The organism is Allopontixanthobacter sediminis (assembly GCF_009828115.1).
Classification (GTDB): Bacteria; Pseudomonadota; Alphaproteobacteria; order Sphingomonadales; family Sphingomonadaceae; genus Allopontixanthobacter; species Allopontixanthobacter sediminis.
In genome coordinates, this window is sequence record NZ_WTYL01000004.1 from 85666 (window position 1) to 106148 (window position 20483).

Here is a 20483-nt window from a genome sequence, read left to right on the forward strand (position 1 = left end):
TTGCAAATATTGCCAAAATAATTGCAGTGCCTATGCTTGGGATTACCGGCAACAGGGGCGCTGCCATCACTCAATTCGAACGACAACTACAAGTCCTCCGATTGTCGGCGGACCTGATCCGCCGCAATTCGTTTCGGCTGGCCGGACCGATTGCGGCGTCGCTGGCGCTTGGCGGCTGCGGACAGTCGATTACCTACGCCGATCTTCCTGCGGCGAATATTCCCGTTCCCGAACAATGGAGCGCCGGTGCCGCTCCCCTCGAAACCGACGTTACCGATTACTGGTTGGCGCTCAATGATCCGGCGCTGGCGGAATTCGTCGCGCTTGCGGCAGAGAACAATCTCGACCTTGCCCAGTCGGCGGCCAGGCTGGCGCAAGCGCGTGAAGCCCTGGTCATCGCGCGTGCCGGCCGGCTGCCCGCCGTTTCCGCCAGCGGCGGGGTAAGCCGAGAGGTGGGCGATTTCGCCGAGCGTTCCCTGCAATTCTCGGTTGGCGCGGATGCCAGTTGGGAAGCCGACCTGTTTGGGCAGATCACCGGATCGGTCGACGCGGCAAGCGCGGACCTTGCCAGCGCCGGGTATTCGCTGGCCGATTTGCAGCGCATCATCATCGGCAATGTCGCCGTCTCGACTATTTCCGCCCGGTCGACCGCAGCCCAGCTCGCGATAGCGCGCGACACCCTGGTCAACCAGGATGACAACCTGCAGATCGCCCGCTGGCGCAACCAGGCAGGGCTCGTGTCCAGCCTCGATGTCGAGCAGGCCCGGGTCCAGCGTGCGCAGACCGCGGCGAGTATTCCCGCGCTGGAAAGCGATCTTGCCGCTACCGCCAACGCCATCTCGACCCTGATCGGCGAGCCGCCGGGCCGCGTCCTGGCGTTACTGGACAACACCGCCCGGATCCCGCGGCCGCCTGAAACGGTCGGTCTGGCAGCCCCGGCAGAAGTCCTGCGCCGCCGTCCCGATGTGCGCGCGGCCGAGGCAGGCCTGCTGGCCAGCAGCGCGCGGGTGGGCGTGGCGCGGGCGCAGTTGCTGCCGCTCGTGCGCCTTACCGGCACGGTCGGCAGCGGCTCCATCGGGATCGGCAATCTGTTCGATATCATCACCGGCAACCTGTTTGCGGGGGTCAGCCAGCTGATTTTCGACGGCGGCCGGACGCGGGCCCAGGTTGGCAGCGCAGAAGCCGCGGCCGAAGGGGCGTTGGCGGCATGGCGTCAATCGATCCTGATCGCGCTCGAGGATGTCGAAAGCGGAAGCGCGAGCCTGAGTGCCGCCCGGCAGCGGGTCGCGCTGTTCGCCGAAGCCCGCGAAGCTGCAGAAAACGCGGCGATCCTCGCGCGCAGCCAGTACCAGGCGGGTTTGACCGATTTCCGGACCCTGCTGACGGCGGAAAACCAGTTGCTGTCAGCGCGTAATTCGCAGGTTGCCTCGGAAGCGCAGCGCGCGAGTGCCTTCGTCACCTTGACGCAGGCACTCGGCGGCGGCTGGGACCCGGGCAACTATCCAGAGACTTTCAGCCCAGGACTTGATCCATGAACGACACAGCATCCGCCGGCACGAACCCGCCGGAAAACGCACCGGACAGCGGACCGGAAAACATGGAAGATTTCCTTGGCGAGAAGCCCCGTCCGCGCTGGCGGCGGTGGGCCCGTTACTGGGTCCCCGCGCTGGTCGTGCTGCTGCTGATATTTGCCGTCGCGCGCTGTTCCGGGGGCGATGAGGGCCCGCAGTATATCACCCAGACGGTGGAACAGGAATCGCTCGACCTCACCGTTAGCGCGACCGGCAACCTGCGCCCGACCAACCAGGTCGAAGTCGGTTCGGAAGTGTCCGGCAAGATTGACCTGATCACCGTCGATGTGAACGACCGGGTAACCCAGGGCCAGGTGCTGGCACGGATCAACACCGACATCATCGACGACCAGATCGCCCAGTCGCGCGCCAATCTCAACGCGTCGCGCGCCGCCGTGGCTTCCGCTCAGGCCTCGCTCGATGTCGACACCGCGCAGCTTGGCCGCCTGCGCGAAGTTTACCGCATTTCCGGCGGCAAGGTCCCCTCGCAAACCGAACTGGAAGCGGCGCAGGCGAATGTCGCGCGTGACCGTGCGGCGGTGGCGACGGCGCGGGCGAATGTCGCGGCTTCGGAAGCGGCGCTATCGTCCAGCATGACCACGCGGAGCCGCGCGGTAATCCGCTCGCCGGTGACCGGTGTGGTGCTCGCCCGGCAGGTCGAACCGGGCCAGACCGTGGCCGCATCCTTCAACACCCCGACGCTGTTCGTGCTGGCGGAAGACCTGTCGGCGATGCAACTGCGGGTCGAAATCGACGAAGCGGATGTCGGCCAGGTCAAGCCCGGGCAGAAAGCCAGCTTCGTGGTTGACGCCTATCCCGGCAAACGCTTCCCGGCGGTGGTCGAACGGATCGATCTCGCCTCCAGCAACACCGCGACGGAAAATGCCGCCGCAACGAACGCTGCGGGCAATTCGGTGGTCAGTTACGAAGCACGCCTGTCCGTCGCCAACGCCGACGGGTTGCTGCGGCCCGGGATGACCGCGACCGCGACTATCGCCACGCAAAACACCGGCCAGCAATTGCTGGTCCCGAACAGCGCACTGCGGTTCGATCCGGAGGAGGAAGCGGCGGAGGAAGGCAACGTGCTCAACCCGCAGATCGGGCTCGAGCAGAAAGAACAGCAGGCCACGATCGGTGCAGGCAGCCGGCAGCGCGTGTATGTGCTGCAGGACGACGGGAAGCTGAAAGGCATCGATGTCGTGACCGGACAGAGCAATGGCCGGCGAACCGTGGTAACCTCCCCCGATTTGAAAAAGGGGATGAAAGTCGTGACCGGGACCAAGGCAGCCGAAAAATGAGTGACGCCGGCGCGCCGCAGCCGCTGATCCAGCTGGAAGGGATAACCAAGACCTTCGGGACCGGCCCGGCGGCGTTCCAGGCGCTGAAGGGCGTCGACCTGTCGATTGAGAAGGGCGATTTCGTCGCGGTGATGGGACCGTCGGGTTCCGGCAAGTCGACCACCATGAACATCCTCGGCTGCCTCGACGTGCCCACTACCGGAATATTCCGGTTTCGCGGGACGGAGGTCCAGGCGCTGACCCGCGACCAGCGATCACTGCTGCGGCGGCGCTACCTCGGTTTTGTCTTCCAGGGTTTCAACCTGTTGTCACGCACGACTGCGCTGGAGAATGTCGAACTGCCGCTGCTGTATCGCGGGGAAAGCAAGGCGGCCCGGCGCAAGGCGGGGCTGAAAGCGCTCGACCTGGTCGGGCTGGTCCCGTGGGCGGATCATACGCCAGCGGAACTTTCCGGCGGCCAGCAGCAGCGCGTTGCCATCGCGCGCGCCCTGGTGACGGAACCTGATGTGCTGCTGGCGGACGAGCCGACCGGCAATCTCGACACCGAACGCTCGATCGAAATCATGGAACTGCTGACCGACCTCAACCGTGCCGGGATAACTATCCTGCTGGTCACTCACGAAATGGAAATGGCCCAGTTCGCGCGCACGATCGTGCATTTCCGTGACGGGGTGGTGGAGCGGATCGAACGCGGCGCAGCCGCTGATCCGGCCAGCCCCGCTCCTGCAATCGGGGCGACCGCCTGATGTTCGGGATTTTCGGCGCGACCCTGCTGCTATCCCTGCGCGAGATTCGCCGGCATTTGTTGCGGTCCTTCCTGACCACGCTGGGGATCATCATCGGGGTCGCCGCGGTGATCACCATGGTGACGCTCGGCAACGGGGTGACCGCGTCCATCCGGGACGAGATTTCGTCGCTCGGCTCGAACGTGTTCATCGTCTTCCCGGTGCGCACCGACCGGGGCAACCCTCGCCCGTTCGAACAAAGCGACATCGACGCGGTGGCAACGCAGATCGCCGGAGTGGAACTGGCCGCCGGCAGCGCTTCTGCCAGCGCCACCGCGTTCCATAACGGACAGAACTGGACCACGACCGTCAACGGGGTGGAAAACGATTTCCTGCGGGCCCAGACCATCGACGTGGTCGAGGGCCGCAGCTTTTCGGCGGCGGAGGAATCGTCCGGCCAGAACGTCTGCATCATCGGGCCCAAGGTGCTGGACGCGATTTTCGTGCCCGGGGTCAGCCCGCTAGGCTCTGAAATGCGGCTGGATTCGGTGTCCTGCACCGTGATCGGCGTGCTCGAGGAACGCGGACAGGGCGGGGGCGGCCAGGACCAGGACAATCTGGTGATGATGCCGCTCAAGACCGTCCAGCGGCGGTTTATCGGCAACACCGATATCCAGTCCTTCGTGGTCAAGTACGATAGCAGCTACGCCAGTTCGGGTATCCAGGCCTCCCTTGTGGACCTGCTGCGCGAACGGCGCTTGTTGCAGGACGGGCAGGACAACGATTTCAACGTCATCGACACCGCGCAGGTCAACGATGCGCTGGGTGCCGCCACCGGGGCGCTGACCGCGATGGTGGCGGCCATTGCCGCGATCAGCCTGCTGGTCGGCGGCATCGGGATCATGAACATCATGCTGGTTTCGGTGACCGAGCGAACCCGCGAGATCGGTATCCGGCTGGCCATTGGCGCCTTGGCGCGCGAGGTGCAGCTGCAATTCCTGACCGAAGCGGTGGTGCTATGCTGCCTTGGCGGAATGATCGGGATCGTGCTGGCGTTCGGACTGTCCTACGGTCTGGCGTCGCTGGTGGACGTCCCCTTCATGTTCGATCCCGTGATCAACGTGATGAGCTTCCTGTTCTCGGCAGTGATGGGGATCATTTTCGGATATTACCCCGCACGCCGCGCATCCCGCCTCGATCCAATCGAGGCCTTGCGTCACGAATGAACATGCTGTCTGTAAGGGAACAACGCGGCGGCTGAAACCTTTTCAGAAGAACTGCGCAAGGAGGCGTTCGTCAACTTCTGGATCGGGTTAAGGCTGCTTGCATGGTTTCCTTGAAAAGAACGTACCTCGCGTTGGCCGCGGTGTTGCTGGCGGGCTGCGCTGCTGACGAGGAACCACCGGAGCGTGAAGCGGTCCCGATCATTGCCCAGAAAGTGGCGATGCTGCCGGAGCAGTCCCGGGTCGAGGCCATCGGATCCGCCCGCGCGGCGACCTCGGCGCAAATATTTCCCGAAACCGCGGGCCAGGTCCGCCGCGTGCGCTTTGCCGCCGGGGATTTTGTCCGTCGGGGCGCGGTGCTGGTCGAACTCGACGCGCGGCAGGAACGTTTGGCGGTGGAGCTGGCGCAGGTGCAGGTGCGCGAGGCGGACCAACTGCTTGGCCGATACCGGCGGATCGAAGACACCGGCGCGATTTCGGAAAGCCAGATCGAGGCCGGGGAAACCGCGCTTGCATCCGCCCGGGTCGCGCTGCGGCAGGCGCAGACAGCGCTCGCCGACCGCACCATCCGCGCGCCGTTTTCCGGCCATATCGGCCTGACCGAGATCGATGTCGGTGACCGGATCGATCCCTCCATCCCGATCGCCCAACTGGACCAGCGCGGGACATTGTATGTCGATTTCCCCGCGCCGGAGACCGTATTCAACCAGTTGAGTGAAGGCGCCGTAGTCACGGTGTCGCCGTTTTCCGAACCGGGCCGGCAGATCGAAGCGCGGGTGATCGCGACCGATTCCACCGTTTCCTCCGACCAGCGCAACTTCACCGTCCGCACCGCGGTGGACAATTCCGGTGACCGGCTGCGGCCCGGAATGAGTTTCCGGGTGATCTTCTCCGACGCGGGCACCACCCGTCCGGCGGTCCCGGAAGAAGCGATCGTCTGGGGCGGGGAAGGAGCCTATCTGTGGGCCGTCCGGGACGGCAAGGCGCGGCGCATTCCGGTCACGATCACCTCCCGCCGCGACGGGCGCGCGTTTGTCGACGCACCGCTGACCGCGCGCGATACCGTGGTGGTGGAAGGGGTCCAGAAAGTCCGCGAGGGGCAGGAGGTGCGAATTGCGAAGGCGGCCCCGGCACCAGCGCAAACCGGAACGCTGGTAACGCCCACGCCTGCGCCGAAACCCGCCCCGGCCGCGTCCGCCTCGCTCACTGCCAATGGCCGCTAGGAAGCTCGATCTCCCGTTGCTGGCGGTCGAACGGCCGCTGCTGATCGGGGTCCTGAACCTGCTGATCGTGATTGCCGGGATTGCCGCGCTGATCGGGATCGAGGTCCGCGAGCTGCCCAATGTCGACCGGCCGATCGTTTCGGTCAGCGCCAGTTTCCCCGGTGCCGCGCCGGAAACGATGGATTCCGAGGTCACCAGCATTCTCGAAGACGCGGTGGCCCGCGTTTCCGGGGTCAGGCAGATCAACGCCTCGAGCGAGGAGAACAATTCGCGCATCCGCATCGAATTTACCGCCGGCACCGATCTCGACACCGCCGCGTCCGATGTGCGCGAGGCGGTCAGCCGGGTGACCCGCGAACTGCCGGAACGGGTTGAACAAGTCACCGTGGTCAAGGCCGACGAGGACGCTTCGCCGATCATGACACTGGCGGTTTCCAGCAACCGCTATGACGAGGCGGAACTTACCAGCATCGTCGATAACGACATTCTGCCCGAACTGCTCGCGGCGGACGGGGTTGCGAGTATCGCACAATTCGGATCGCGCGCACGCCAGATGCGGGTGTCGGTCGATCCATTGCGGCTGAACCGCTTCGGCCTGACCATGACCGACGTGGCCGCAGCCTTGCGCCGCGCGCCTTATGATGTTCCCGTCGGCAGTTTCCGTTCGGACGCGCAGGAACTTGTCGTGCGGGCCGAAGCCAGCGCCACCGATCCGCAGATGATCAAGGACGTGATCATTTCCGGCAACACTAGGATCGGCGACGTCGCAGAGGCCGGCTTCGCGCCCGCCGATGCCACCAATTTCGTGCGCCTGAACGGCAAGCGGATCATCGGCCTGGGCGTAATCCGGCAGGCGAGTTCCAACACCATCCAGATATCCGGCGAAATTCGCGAAGCGGTCACACGGCTTGACGAGCGGTTCGGCGATATCGCCATCGAAGTCATTTCCGACGAAGCGGATTTCATCCAGATTTCGGTCCGCGAAGTGCTGATAACACTGGCTTTCACCATCGCGGTGGTGGTCGTGACGATGCTGGTGTTCTTCCGCGCGATCAAGCCGACGGTGATCCCCAGCACGACCATTCCCGTGGCGCTGGTCGGCGTCCTGGCGGGCATTTACCTGATGGGTTTCTCGATCAACTTGCTGACCCTGCTGGCGCTGGTGCTCGCCACCGGCCTGATCGTGGACGATGCGATCGTGGTGCTCGAAAATGCGCAGCGATTGCAGGACAAGGGGCTGGGCAAACGCGCCGCCGCCGTCATCGGCACGCGGCAGGTATTCTTCGCCGTGGTCGCGACGACGGCGGTGCTGGTGTCGGTGTTCGTGCCGATTTCCTTCCTTCCATCGGAAGCGGGGCGGCTGTTCCGGGAGTTCGGTTTTGTGCTCGCGGTCGCGGTCATCCTGTCTTCCTTCGTGGCCCTGTCGCTGGTTCCCGCACTCGCGGCGCGGCTCGACCTGACCGCGCATGACCAGCCGGAAACGCGCTTGTCCCGTTGGGGGAGCGCAGCCAATTCCCGCTACGCATCCATGCTCAAGCGGTGTCTCGATCACCCCCGGATCACCCTCGGTGCGGCGCTGGTCGCGGCAGTGCTCGCCGGACTGCTCTACGGGATGCTCGACAACGAACTGGTGCCGGACGAGGATCGCGGGGTCGTGGTGATCAGCGCGACCGGGCCGGACGGCGTCGGGCTGGCGTTCATGGACAGCGAAATGGACGAGATCGAGCAGGTCCTCCAACCGTTCCTCGACAGCGGCGAGATCCAGTCGACCTTCTCGATAGTCGGGCGCTACGATCCCAACCGGATACAGGCGACCGCTGAGCTTGCGGAATGGGGGGACCGGGACCGCAGCCAGACCGAGATCGTCGAAGCGCTGGACGGTCCATTGCAGGAAATTCCCGGTTCGCGCACCAACGCGCGGGGCCGCGGTACGCTGAATTTCGGCGGCGGCGGCGGGGACGGGATCGAGGTTGCCCTGACCGGCGCGGAATATGACAACATCTATGCTTCTGCGCTATCCTTGTCCGAAGCGATCGACACCGGGTCGGAAATCCTGTCCGACGCGGAAATATCCTACCAGCCGACGCAGCCGCAGCTGTCGATCCAGATCGACCGCCAGCGTGCTGCCGACCTCGGGGTCAGCCTGGACGATCTGTCGCAGACCCTGCGCGCGATGGTCGGCGGGGACGAGATTGTCGACCTCAACATCGGCGACCAGGCAGTTCCGATATTCCTGACCGCGCCGGTGGGATCGATTTCCAATCCGTCCAACCTTCGCAACCTGTACGTGCGCGGGGCGAACGATACGCTGGTGCCGCTGTCGAGCGTGACGCTGATCGAGGAACAGGGCATCGCGGCCGAACTCGACCGCACCGAACAGCGCCGGTCGATCGAGGTCAGCGCCAGCATTGCCCCCGGAACACCCCTTGCAGACGCGGTGACCGAGATCGAACGGCTGGCGGAAAGCGCCGTGGCGGACGACATCGACATGCTGCTGCAGGGGCAGGCGCAATCGCTGGAGGAAACCTCCAACGACCTGCTGCTGACCTACGCCTTCGCCTTCGTGATCGTTTTCCTGGTGCTGGTGGCGCAGTTCGAAAGCATGACGAGCGCCATGGTCGTGATCCTGACAGTGCCGTTCGCCTTGGCGGCGGCGGTATTCTCGCTTTATCTGTCGGGCGTTTCGCTGAACATCTATTCGCAGATCGGGCTGGTCATGCTGATCGGGCTAATGGCCAAGAACGGGATCCTTATCGTGGAGTTTGCCGACCAGTTGAGGGCTGGCGGGCGCGATGTGCGCGCGGCGATCGAGGAAGCCTCGATCATCCGCCTCCGGCCCATTGCGATGACGCTGATTTCGACCGTTGTCGGCGCAGTCCCGCTGATCCTGGCGAGCGGCGCGGGTGCGGAGGCGCGGCAGTCGATTGGCTGGGTGATCTTCGGCGGGCTCGGCATCGCGGGCGTTTTCACCCTGCTGCTGACGCCGGTAATCTATCTCGGTATCGCGCGGTTCGGGTCTGCGCGCAACGAAGACCTGACCCGCATCCACGAAGAAATTGACAAGGCGAGCGGACAGAACGCCTTGCTGGAAAGTGCGCGATGAGGGGCGCTTCACGCCATCCGGCTCTCGCAGCCCTGGCCGCAGCTGGCTTGGCGATGTCCAGCTGCACCGCCACCATCCCGCCGGCGCGCGGCCCGGCGGACCTTTCTCCGCCCGCCGAATATTACGCGGATTACCGGCCCGCTTCGGGGGATAGCGAATTGTGGTGGCAGGGGTTCACCGACCCGGTGCTCGACCAGTTGGTGCAGGACGCGCTGGCGGATAATCTCGACGTCGCGGCGGCCAATTCGCGGCTGCGCGCGGCGAGGGCGCTGGTGGACGCGGAACAATCCGACCTGCTGCCGTCCGCCGGGGTGAGCGGCAGCGTGGGCGGCGAAGCCGGCACTGCGGGGGACAGCGGCCTGGTTGCCGGGGCCGGGCTTTCAGCGCAACTCGATCTCGACTTGTCGGGGCGGCTGTCGGCGGAAGTGCAGGCTGCCGCGGCCAACGCGGCGGCGGCGGAGTATTTCCTCGCGGACCAGCGGCGGCTGGTGGCGGCGGCGGTTGCGGGCCAGTATATCGAACTGCGGCGGACCGGCGCGCGGCTCGCGCTGCTGGAGGAATCGACCGACTTGCAGCAACAGACGCTGCGGATCGTGACGCTGCGGTTCGAAGCCGGGCTATCCGCCAATCTCGACGTACGCCGCGCGGCCGCGGATCTCGCGCAAACAAGGGCCCAGCTGGGCCTGCTGCGCCTGGCGCGCGCGCGCGCGGGCCACGCCTTGTCCGTGCTGACCGGCGACACACCGGGAGCGGTGGAGGAATTTGCCGGGCAGGACGCCGCGATCCCGGCCTATGCGGGCGGTCCGCCGACGGGGGCTCCGGCCGACCTGCTGCGGCGCCGGGCGGACATCCTGGTGGCGGAAGCCGGCCTGGTGGAGGCCGCGGCCCGTGTCGGGGTGGAGCGGTCCGACTTGCTGCCCAATCTCGTGCTGCCTGCCAATCTGGTGCTGGGTGACGGGTCACTGGGCGGGCTGGTGTCCGATTTCTTCGCCACAGTCGGCGCATCGCTCGATCTTCCGCTGTTCGACGGCGGGCGGCGGCGCGCTGAAATCGCGGCGGCGGAAGCGGAGGCCGACGCGCGGTTCTTCGAATACCGCCTGACCTTCCTCAACGCCTTGGCAGAAGTCGAGAATTCGCTGGTGGCGATCGACGCCTTCACCGATCGGAACACCGAATTGCGGCAGGCGATCGAAGAAAGCGAGACCGCGTTCGAACAGTCACGGGCGCTGTACCGCGAAGGGCTCGCCAGCTTGTTCGACGTGCTGGATGCGCAGCGCCAGTTGATCGCCAGCCGCCAGTCACTCATCGATAGCGAGGCCGACCTGGCCGCGTCGATCATCGCGCTTTACGCGGCGACGGGGGCCGACCCGGGGTCGACACCGATCCGTGCCACGCTGCCGGTTACCGGCTCCTAAAACCGCAAGCCGACCTGCACATTGATCTTGGGCGACTGGTCTCCGCTTTCGTATCGGTCACCGGTCAGGGGCGCGGCTACTTCCAGGCCCATGTCGAGCGGGCCCATCTGCGCGCGCATCCCGCCGCCCGCCGACGCCAGCGACCCGTCGCCTTCGCCGGTGCCGATATTGTCGACATAGCCCCCATCGACGAACCCGTAGAGCTGGAACCAGTCGAGCCACTGGTTCACGTCGCTGAATTCCTTGCGCAACTCGGTCAGGGCGAGGATCCCCTCGTCACCGAAGCGCTCGCTGAAATCGTATCCCTTGCCGAAATAGGGACCGCCGAGCGCAATCTCGTTCGGCGACAGCAGCGGACGCGAGGTGATCTGCCCGTTGGCCGCCAGGCGCATTCCGAAACCGCCGCCAGCGTTCAGGACGGTGTTGACCCAGGCGCTGACCTTGGTGAACTCCCCGCTGCCGTTTGAGCGCGAATTCAACGGGTCTCCGGTGCGGCTGGCATTAAGGACGCCGAGCCCTTGCGTCACTCCGATGCCCCCATAGACACGGCCTGCGCCAAGATCGTAATTTCCGCTGAAGCTGACCGTAGCGGTGACGATCCGGTCATCCTGGAACACGCCACTGTCGCCCGATTGTTCGTAAGCCAGATAGTCGAGTTCCGCATTCACCCACAGACTGCCGGCGCGGCTGCGTTTCAACGCATGTCCTGCAAACAGGGAAGCGTAGAGCGTCCGGCCACGGAAATCCCGAAGCCCGGAAAAATTATCCCAGCGGGTGCGCCCCGCCGCGCCCGATGCGCCGATGACGGTGCTGCCGTCCCCGAGCGTACGCGCATAGCGGGAGTTGAAATACACCAGTTCACTTGGTTGCAGCGCCGTGCTGATGAGCCGGGTGGTCAGCACATCGTCATCCGACAGCAAACCCGCGATGTCGTATTCAATCCTTGCGCGGATCGGACCGAAGCTCTCGGGGCCGTAATTATCTGCCGCGGCATACCCGCTGATCGTGTCTTCCGAAACGTTCACCACCAGTACGCCGCGCCCGCTTTCGCGTTCGTAATTCACCGACTTGACGGTGATCCCATGCAGGTCCCCCGCCAGTAGCAATTGCCGTTCGAGGATATCCGACTGCGCAGCATTGCAGCGCAATTTTTCAAGGATGGCGCGCAGGCGCTTGTTCTTCGAGCCGAGGACGCGGACTTCGTCGATCGGCCCCGGATCCAGCCGGACTGCGACCATGCCCATCCGGACCGATTGAGGGGGGATACTGGCGCTGGCAAACACGTAGCCCTGTTCGCGCGCGGCAGAGGACACCGCGGTCGCCAGCGCCTGCAGCGTTTCTTCGGTGGCCTCGCGCCCGATGAAATCCGCATAGCTGCCGGCAAGCGTCTCGGGGGCGATTTCCTGCGCGGTACCGACATGGACCGAACCGATGGTCACGGCGCTCAGAGCATCGGACGCACCGCTTGATGTTCCGGTCGCGGCTACCGGACCGGTGCCGACATCGACAGTCTGCTCAGGCGTGCGGCCGTCGCGGGGGCTCGCCACTGTTTCGAAGGGATTCGAAACCTGCTGCGCCGCTGCCGGTGACGCGAAATGACTGACGCCTAGGAAGACGGAAAAACAAGCAATGCGGCGCAATTCACAACTCCATCGAAGACTGCCGCGGGTTAAGCTTCATTCCTTATGATTTCCTTAGCTTAGGTTCCGTTTAACCGGATATTCAGCGTAAAATTGAACGAGATCGTGAGGAGGGGGAGCGTAGAGAAGGCCTTGAATTTGGATTAAAACGTGATTGCCGAAGGAATTGCCGATGCGCAATTATGTCAAAGCTGTTGTTATTGCTGCATTTCTGTCTGCTGGTGCGGTCCACGCCGCTGCGCCCCAATGGACCCTGTCCGAAACGACCGGAAACGTTAATGTCTTGCGCGCAGGCGTTTCGAAAATCGCGGTCACCGGCAGCATCCTGCAACCCGGCGACGTGGTCGCGGCCGGGGCGAAGAGCCGGGCAGTGCTGGTGCGCGGAGAGGAATATGTCGCTGTTTCGCCCAACAGCCGCGTCCGCATCAACCAGCCCAAGGCCGAGGGCGGTGTCGTGCAGTTCTTCCAGGAGATCGGCAACGCCATCTTCCGAATCGACAAGAAGGCCACGCCGCATTTCGGGGTTGAGACGCCGTATCTCGCCGCCGTGGTCAAGGGCACGACATTCAGTGTGACCGTCACCGACGTTGGCGCGGCGGTTCAGGTTACCGAAGGCGCGGTGCAGGTCGCGACCCTGGATGGCGGCGCCACACAGCTATTGCAGCCAGGAATGATCGGCATCGTCGATCGCGCCAAGCAATTCCGGCTGACCATCTCCGGTGCCCGGCCGCAGGTTATCGATTCGCCCAACGCCCCGGCAGGAAGCAGCGAGACACCGCAGCCGATGGATGAGGCGACCCTTCTCGACATCGCATCCAGCGGTTTCGAAGGCACTATCAGCGCCGCGATCGCCGAAACTCCCGTGCCGCTCGGCGTGATTACCAATGGGCTGGTGCACGGCGGCGCCGCCCCGGACACGGCAGTGCGGATGGCGTTCAACGACAACGCAGGCAACGACAACGCTGTGATAAATGGTGTTGCCGGAAAAGCTCCAGCGGACGGAAGAAACGGTGTCTTCGGCAACAACTCTGCCGAAGCCCGCGGACCTTCGGATGACAGTAATGAACCGGGCAACGGCAATGGCGGCGGCGAAGCTAATGGCGGGGCAGGCGACGGCCAAGGTAACGGCCAAGGTAACGGCCAAGGTAACGGCAATGGCAACGGCAACGGCAACGGCAACGGCAATGGCAATGACGGCGGCGGTAATGAAGGCGGCCGTGATGGCGGGGACGGCGGTAACGGCAATGGGAATGCGGAAGGTGGCGGAAACGGTTCTGGTAACGACGGTGGCGGAAGCGGCGGAGACGGCAACGGTAACGGCGGGGGCAACGGCGGAGGCGGAGGCAACGGTGACGGCAACGGCGGCGCCAACGGCAACGGTAACGGTAACGGTAACGGTAACGGTAACGGTAACGGCGATGGCAACGGCACCGGCCATGGCGGCGGCAACAAAGGCAACGGTAAGGGCAACGGCGGCGGAAATGGTACGGGGAACGAGGGCGGTGGCAACGGAGGTGGCGGCAACGGAGGTGGCGGCAATGGGGGCGGCGGCGGTGATAAAGGCAAGCCGAGGCCTTAATTCGCAATCGGCTTTAGCTGCCGGTTAACCAAAAATAGAGCGGGCCGGGCTAAGTAACGCGGCTAACCGAATGTGGTGGTGCGCGCGTTGAAGATCTGGTTGCTTTCTTTCAAGCCATGGGAGGCCCGCCGCTCGGCCTTGGCCTGGGTGATCGCCCTGGTGTCCGCCGCGCTGATGGCGCTCACCGGCGTGGGCAACGAGTTGGAACAGCGGCTGCAGAATGTTCGTGCCGACCTTCTCGAACGTCCGGCTTCCGGCGAGATAGTCATCGTCGAAATCGACGGGAAATCGCTGCAGGCGCTGGACAGTTGGCCCTGGCCGCGCAGTTACTACGCCGATGCGGTAGACAAGCTGTCGGCAGCCGGAGCGGCCCAGATTGCTTTCGACGTCGACTTTTCCTCGGAATCGTCGCGCGAGCATGACGAGCGATTTGCATCCGCAATTGCCAATTCTGCCGCCAATGTCATCCTGCCTACGTTCCGCCAGGTGCGTTCCCCGGTCCAGCGTGCCTATGTCGAAAACCGGCCGATCGAAATGTTGCGGCAGCACGCTTTCATCGCCTCGGTCAATATCCACCCTGATGGCAACGGGCAGCTCAGCCGTTACAGTTTCGGCACCCGCACAGGAGGCATCGCGCGACCCTCCGTCGCTAGCATGCTGGCCGAGCGGTCCGGAACCATCGAACGGACCTTCGCGATTGACCAGTCGATCGACCCTGCATCGATCCCGCGGCTGAGTTTCTCTGACTTGCTGGCAGCGCGCTCGCCGCCGGCAGGGTTGACCGGGAAAAAGGTGCTGATCGGTGCTACTGCGATCGAGCTGGGCGACCGTTATTCTCTGCGGCGGTTCGGCGTTACCCCGGGCGTGGTGATCCAGGCGCTCGCGGCCGAGACGCTTATCCAGAACGCCGACATCCCGCACCTGGGCGGTTTCCTGCCGCTCGGCATCGCTTTCAGTTCGATGTGGCTGCTCGTGCAATTCGCCCATGTGTCGCGGCGCAAACGGGGGGTCGCCGTGGGGGCGGCGGGGACCGGGGTCGCGCTGTTCGGCTCGGTGCTGGTACTCGAATATTACCTCGTCGCTACCTTTGCCGGGGTCCCGGCCTTATTCTTCCTGCTGTCGTTCGCTGGCCTGCACAAATTTTCGAGCACGATCGGGGAGCTTGAAACGAGCCAGATGTCGAACGAAGCCAGCGGCCTGCCGAATGAAGTTGCGTTGCAGGAGTTCATCGCCCGCCATGGTCCGGGTAACATCGTCGCGGCGCGCATGGCGGACTTCACCGACCTGTTGGTGCTGACCGACCGCGCCGCCCGCCGCGACCTGTTCGGCAATTTGAGCGCCCGGCTGGGTTTTCTTGCCGAAGACGAACAGATTTTCCATCTCGATGCGAACACCGTCGGATGGCTGGTGAAAAAGGATTACCAGGACGACATTCCCGGTCATTTCGAGACCGCTATGGCGTTGTTCCAGGCGCCGTTCATGGCGGGGACGCAAAGGGTCAAGATTGGCGCGACCTTCGGCATCAGCAACCGTTCGGTCGACCAGGCGAAAGTAGCGGCCCAGCAAGCCCGCGTACAGGACCGCAAATGGTGCTGGGATGATGCACAGGCGGCCAGCGCGATCGGCCTGAAGCAGATCCTGCTGGTCGATCTGGAAGAGGCGATCCGCAACAACCAGCTGCACGTGGTGTATCAGCCGAAATGGAATCTCCACACCGACCGGCTGCAGGGGTTCGAGGCGCTGATCCGGTGGGAACATCCGGTCTATGGCGGGATCGGTCCGGACGTATTCATTCCGGTAATCGAGAAATCGGGCCGGATCGACAGCCTGACCCTGTTCGTCATCCGCCGCACGCTGTCCGACCTCGCGCAGTGGGACCGTCAGCGTCCCGGCCTGGGCTGCGCGGTTAATATTTCCGCGCGACTGCTGGGGGACAGTGCCTTCGTGCAGCAGGCCATCGCCTTGGTGGAGCAATCCGAAGTGGCCAACCAGCAGATCACTTTCGAGGTTACCGAAACCGCTGCGCTCGACGATCCCGAACTGTCTACCGTGGCCCTCGGCAAGATCCGTGATACCGGCATCAAGATCTCGATCGACGATTACGGCACCGGCCAGTCGACCATGAGCTATCTCCAGCGGCTGCCGGTCGACGAAATCAAGATCGACCAGAGCTTCGTCAAGACGGTAACAACCAACCGGGGAAACCGGGTGATGGTGGAATCGACCATCGAGATGGCCCATGCCCTCGGCCTCACGGTAGTCGCCGAAGGTATCGAGGATGCGGAGTGCATGCGTCTGCTACACACGCTGCGCTGCGACATCGCCCAGGGGTGGCATATCTCCAAGCCGGTTTCCGCGGAAATTATCGCTTCCCGGTGGATCGCCGATGGTGACGAACAGGCGCGGCTGATGGCGTGAAGCCCGCAAAATCCGATCAGGGGAGCGCGTCCGCTCCGCCGGACAGACTTTCCCGTTCGAAAAGTTGTTCCGTCTGCATCGCAGTCAGGCGCATCCTGCCAAGTTTGCCGCCGCTGAGGTCGATATCGCTAAACGGCCAGCTTTCCGGATTGCCGGCATAACGCAGCAGGAACGAACGCGCCGTCTGCAGGCTGCGGCCATCGGACAATTGACTGTTCCACAAATCGCGGTCCAGGCATTCCCCGATAGTCGCCAGCTTCGCCGCGCCGATTACCACGAAATGGGAATAGTGCCAGCTGCGGGTACGCTTCAATTCCTCGATAAACCGTCCCTGGCGGTCCATCTGCGCCCCCAAGCGGAAATCCAGAAAGCTGTCGACTACACTTCGGGCGGTTCCCTCAAGACCGGCAAACAATGCGAATTGGGCGAGGTAGAAATCATAGAACACGCCGTGGTTGTTGGTTTTCAGCATCTCGGCTTCGCCGTTTTCGCTGGTCGCCATCCACATCGCGAAATCGGCATACCATTGGCGCAGGCCGGCCAGTTCCTCACGGGAAAGGGCACCGGTCGGCTCGATGAGTCCGACCGCTTCGGCGATGGTCGCCAAATCCGAGGCTTCGATGATCCCTTCGGCGCGGCCATCGACCCGGCCCGGTATGCCCTGCGCGAAATTCATGTTCGGGGACATCCGCGTCGCGGGATCGAGAAACCACCGGCGAACCAGTTCAGCCGCTCGTGAAGAATAGCGTTCATCCCCCGACACATACGCGGCGAGAGACAAAGCCCGAACATCGCGCGCCAGATTGCGCAACCTGTCCTTGTCGAACTCCGGCCCGTTACGCTGCGGGTTAACTTCGCCGTCGCGGCGGATATAGGGCGTGCCATCTGCCTTCTTCGGGTCGGGCCACCAATAGGGTCCAATCGACGCGTATTCGTTCGGGCTGGCACCGGGAACCGGCTGCGGCTTGTCCGTCACACTGTAGAGCGGCCCGCCGATCGCCTTGTCGCCGGCATCCGTTACAGCCTTGACCGCGGCCGGGTCCTGCCGGATCGATTCGAGCCATTGCGGACGCCATAGGAATGTTCGTCTCCCCTCGAAATCGGCAGCGTACCCCGCGCTGCCGCGGCAACGCGGTGCGCCGTCGGCCAGCACCAGCGCCGGGACCTTGGCGCCGGATTCCTGCGCTGAAAGCCCCGCTGGCATCGCGAACAGCAACATTGCGGCGAGCCCGCGGGCGGCATGTCGGGCCTTGGAACCAGGCCCCAGGTCGCTGCGAGCGCCCGGCCGCCCCATGGTTAGAACTTGCCCCGCAGACCGACAAAGAACCGCCGCCCCGAATAATCGGCCTGCGCAAGGCTGTCGCGCGTCGGACGATAGAACAGGTTGGGCTCGTCGAGCAGGTTTAGTGCCTGAAGCCGCAACTGGACGCTTCGGGTCAGGTCCACACTGGCGGAAAAGTCGAGAAAATCCTGCGCGGCGGCGAAGCGGTTCTGTTCGGACCGGAACGGTTTGAAATAATCCGAACGGATCTTGTAGGCGAGCCGCGCATTCCAGCCGGAGCCTTCATAGAACACCGTCGCGTTGGCGGTGTGCCGCGAATATCCGGGCAGATTGGCCGGTTCGGTCAAATCCGCTATCGGTGTGCCGGCAACCACTTGCGGATCGGGGAATTCGAAATTCGAATCCGCGAAATTGTAACTTGCCTGAAGCCCCAGCCCGAAGTCGAACTTGTGCTGTGCGTTGATTTCGAACCCGAGCAGATGGCTCTTGTCATCCGAATTGACCGTCCTGCCGATGATCACTTCGGTCGGGGTGCCGTCCACGATCAGCGTCAGCGGCGAGACATCGGTGCGGAAGCCGGTGCTGAGCCGTTTGGCATAAAGCGCGATCGCCAGCGAAGTGGTCGGCGATGCGTACCATTCGAACGAAACATCCGCATTCCAGGATTTCAGAGGCTCCAGGAACGGGTTGCCCGCGGCGCTGACGATGCTCCCGATATTGCCCAGATCCGCCTCGGTATCGAAACTGAGGCCTGCTGACATAGCTTCCTGTTCGGGCCGGGCGATCGCGCGATAGGCCGCGAAGCGAAGCAGCTTGTCGAAATCCAGTTCGAAGGAGATGTTAGCGCTCGGCAAAACATTGGTGAAGCTGTTGCGCTCTACATTCGCGACCGGGGTTCCGATCTGGGTGATCACGATAGTGTCGGGGTCCGGCCCGGGAGCGGTGGCCAGTTCGGAGCTGAGGCCAATCGAAGTGATATCGGTCCGCACAATCCGCAGCCCGAAGTTCCCCGTTGCCGGCGTGCCGAACACATCGCCATCGAAATTGGCCTGCACGTAACCCGCGTAGGTTTTCTCGACCACGTCCGTATCATCCGCCGATAGGGTGGACCCGGTCGGCAGACCGGCGTCGAGACTGCCGGTGAGGGCGGCGTACAGCGCCCGCGCATCCCACCGTGCAAAGGTCAGCCCTTCAATCGGGGTATCGGCCCCCTGGTACAGATCCTTGACCAGGAACGTATCGAGCCGCGCCGCAACCGCGCCGTCGCTGGCGTAATTACCCGGCACCAGCGGGACCTCGGTGTCGATGCCGTCATCATGGAAGCGGTCGCGGTTGCCGTAACGGACACCTGCGTCGATCGAATTGAAAAATCCGTCCAGCTCGTATGTCCCGTCCAGCCGCACCGCGAAGATGGAATCGTCGATGTTTTCCAGCCGGCGCCGCGCCCGCGCGCCTTCGTTGTAGATATCGTGATTGTCGAGATCGAACTCCAGCCCGGTGTTGTTTTCGACCGCGGAAACATCGGTCAGTACCAGGCTCGGCACAGTGAGACCGCGCGTGTCGATTTCGTAATTCACCCGCTGGTTGGTGCGGATGCGCATGTCCAGCTCGTCCTGCCTGCGCTTGGTCTGCGAATAGCCGACATCGAGCGCCATCGTCAGGCGGTTGCCGGTCCACGCTACATTTCCGCCTAGACCGATATATTCCTCGGTCCGCTTGCGCCAAACGCTCTGGTTTTCCAGCCGCGAATTCCCGGCCCATGCCAACAGCGCGCCGGAGGGCGAAATCTCGATCGGCGCAATCCTGCGGCGGCCGTCGGCGATCACCAGGTTCTGGCGCTCCTCGATATCGTCGCGGTAGGAATATTGTCCGTCCAGATTGATATCCAGGCTGGATGTCGGTTGCCACTGGATGTTCGCCATCACCGCATCGCGGTCCGCCTCGCTCGCTTGTGCGCGGTAAATGTACTGGTTGGAGGCGAAATAGAGCGGCGAGGGTCCGGTGGGGTTGCCGTCCGCATCTTTCCGGTAGGAACAATTGCCGCTATCGCCCAGCGTGTTGCACGGGTTGAACGTCGAACTGGTGGTGTAGATGTCTTCCGGCGCGGTATCGCGGCGGAGCTGTCCGCCAATGGCGATGCCGACATTGCCGAACTGGTCGATGTATGAGGCGGTGAGCCTTTGGCTGAATGGGGACCCGTCATCCACCCGGTCCTCGTAGTCGCTGTAACCGAGCAGACCCTGCACCTGCAGCCGGCTTTTGCCGTAATCGAGCGGACGGAGCGTCTGCAACTCGATGATCCCGGAAACGCCGCCTTCGATGAAACTTGCCTGCTGCGACTTGTAGACGACCACGCCGTTTAGCAGTTCGGAAGGAAACTGGCCGAAATTGACACCGCGTCCGTCACTGCCCGAGGAAATCTCGCGCCCGTTGAGATAGGATGCGCCGAGAAAGGCGCCGAGACCGCGGATTGAAAGCTCCGAAGCGCCGCCCTTGAAGCGGTCGGAGGTCACTCCGACCACGCGTTCCAGCGTCTCCGCCACCGACAGGTCGGGCAGATCGCCGATGTCTTCCCCGACAATCGCATCGCCGATTACATTCAGCTGCCGCTTCGCCTCGAGCGAATTTTCAATCGAACGACTGATTTCGCCAGTCACCACAATCTCGCCATTCTCTGTATTCTCAGCAGCCGGCCCTACCGGCGCGTCCTGCGCGAGCGCGGATACAGGTGCCATTACTGCCGCGGCCGAGGCCAGCAGGACCAGCCGCTGAGCCGCCACCTTTTTCCTGGAATTTCGCATTTTGATTCTCCCTTTATGACGCAGCATGAAGACTGCGCGTCCGAATTGACACCGGTTTACCCATTAAATGACACCGGTATCAATTCAGGTCAACCGGCAGACGGAAAAAGTTTTCGAAACACCGGCACATCAACCAAATCAGCCGTAAGTGATTGTAACATATACCGCTGGGAGATGGTTTTGCGGGGAAGCAGGGAAGCATGCC

General features: G+C 63.7%; 12 protein-coding genes. 9 read left to right on the forward strand and 3 right to left on the reverse strand.

Annotated elements, in window-relative coordinates; all coding sequences use genetic code 11:
* Positions 1-32 precede the first annotated feature (32 nt).
* From GRI65_RS14080 to GRI65_RS14110, 7 genes are all read left to right on the forward strand, one after another.
* A complete protein-coding gene (locus tag GRI65_RS14080) occupies positions 33-1535 on the forward strand; it encodes an efflux transporter outer membrane subunit (protein WP_160757224.1) in 1503 nt (500 codons plus the stop codon).
* Positions 1532-2869 carry an efflux RND transporter periplasmic adaptor subunit gene (locus tag GRI65_RS14085; RefSeq protein ID WP_160757225.1) on the forward strand — a complete coding sequence of 446 codons (1338 nt, stop codon included), beginning with the start codon at positions 1532-1534 and terminating at the stop codon, positions 2867-2869. Before GRI65_RS14080 ends, GRI65_RS14085 begins: the two co-directional genes overlap by 4 nt.
* Positions 2866-3615, forward strand: a complete 750-nt coding sequence (locus GRI65_RS14090) for an ABC transporter ATP-binding protein (protein ID WP_160757226.1) — start codon at positions 2866-2868, stop codon at positions 3613-3615. The genes GRI65_RS14085 and GRI65_RS14090 overlap by 4 nt, the downstream gene beginning before the upstream one ends.
* An 8-nt stretch (positions 3616-3623) precedes the next feature.
* The gene (locus tag GRI65_RS14095; protein ID WP_160757296.1) at positions 3624-4820 is read left to right on the forward strand and encodes an ABC transporter permease; all 1197 of its coding nucleotides are present in this window, start codon (positions 3624-3626) and stop codon (positions 4818-4820) included.
* A 101-nt stretch (positions 4821-4921) separates the two neighbouring features.
* Positions 4922-6040 carry an efflux RND transporter periplasmic adaptor subunit gene (locus GRI65_RS14100; protein WP_160757227.1) on the forward strand — a complete coding sequence of 373 codons (1119 nt, stop codon included), beginning with the start codon at positions 4922-4924 and terminating at the stop codon, positions 6038-6040.
* A complete protein-coding gene (locus GRI65_RS14105; protein WP_160757228.1) occupies positions 6030-9143 on the forward strand; it encodes an efflux RND transporter permease subunit in 3114 nt (1037 codons plus the stop codon). The genes GRI65_RS14100 and GRI65_RS14105 overlap by 11 nt, the downstream gene beginning before the upstream one ends.
* Positions 9140-10558, forward strand: coding sequence for an efflux transporter outer membrane subunit (locus GRI65_RS14110; RefSeq protein WP_160757229.1), 1419 nt, complete (start codon positions 9140-9142; stop codon positions 10556-10558). The genes GRI65_RS14105 and GRI65_RS14110 overlap by 4 nt, the downstream gene beginning before the upstream one ends.
* Here GRI65_RS14110 and GRI65_RS14115 read toward each other — a convergent pair.
* Positions 10555-12105 carry a ShlB/FhaC/HecB family hemolysin secretion/activation protein gene (locus GRI65_RS14115; RefSeq protein ID WP_160757230.1) on the reverse strand — a complete coding sequence of 517 codons (1551 nt, stop codon included), beginning with the start codon at positions 12103-12105 and terminating at the stop codon, positions 10555-10557. The two genes, GRI65_RS14110 and GRI65_RS14115, sit on opposite strands and share 4 nt — an antisense overlap.
* Positions 12106-12370: 265 nt before the next feature.
* Between GRI65_RS14115 and GRI65_RS14120 the strand changes: the two genes are divergently transcribed.
* The gene (locus GRI65_RS14120) at positions 12371-13777 is read left to right on the forward strand and encodes a FecR domain-containing protein (RefSeq protein ID WP_160757231.1); all 1407 of its coding nucleotides are present in this window, start codon (positions 12371-12373) and stop codon (positions 13775-13777) included.
* An 87-nt stretch (positions 13778-13864) separates the two neighbouring features.
* Entirely contained in the window at positions 13865-16195 is a 2331-nt protein-coding gene (locus GRI65_RS14125) for an EAL domain-containing protein (protein ID WP_160757232.1), read from the forward strand.
* Positions 16196-16211: 16 nt separating this feature from the next.
* On the opposite strand, the gene GRI65_RS14130 is transcribed toward GRI65_RS14125, so the two are convergent.
* Both GRI65_RS14130 and GRI65_RS14135 read right to left on the reverse strand, forming a co-directional pair.
* On the reverse strand, positions 16212-17489 hold the full coding sequence (locus GRI65_RS14130; RefSeq protein WP_160757233.1) for an alginate lyase family protein: 1278 nt from the start codon (positions 17487-17489) through the stop codon (positions 16212-16214).
* Between the two features lie 2 nt (positions 17490-17491).
* Entirely contained in the window at positions 17492-20278 is a 2787-nt protein-coding gene (locus tag GRI65_RS14135; RefSeq protein ID WP_160757234.1) for a TonB-dependent receptor, read from the reverse strand.
* Positions 20279-20483: the final 205 nt, after the last annotated feature.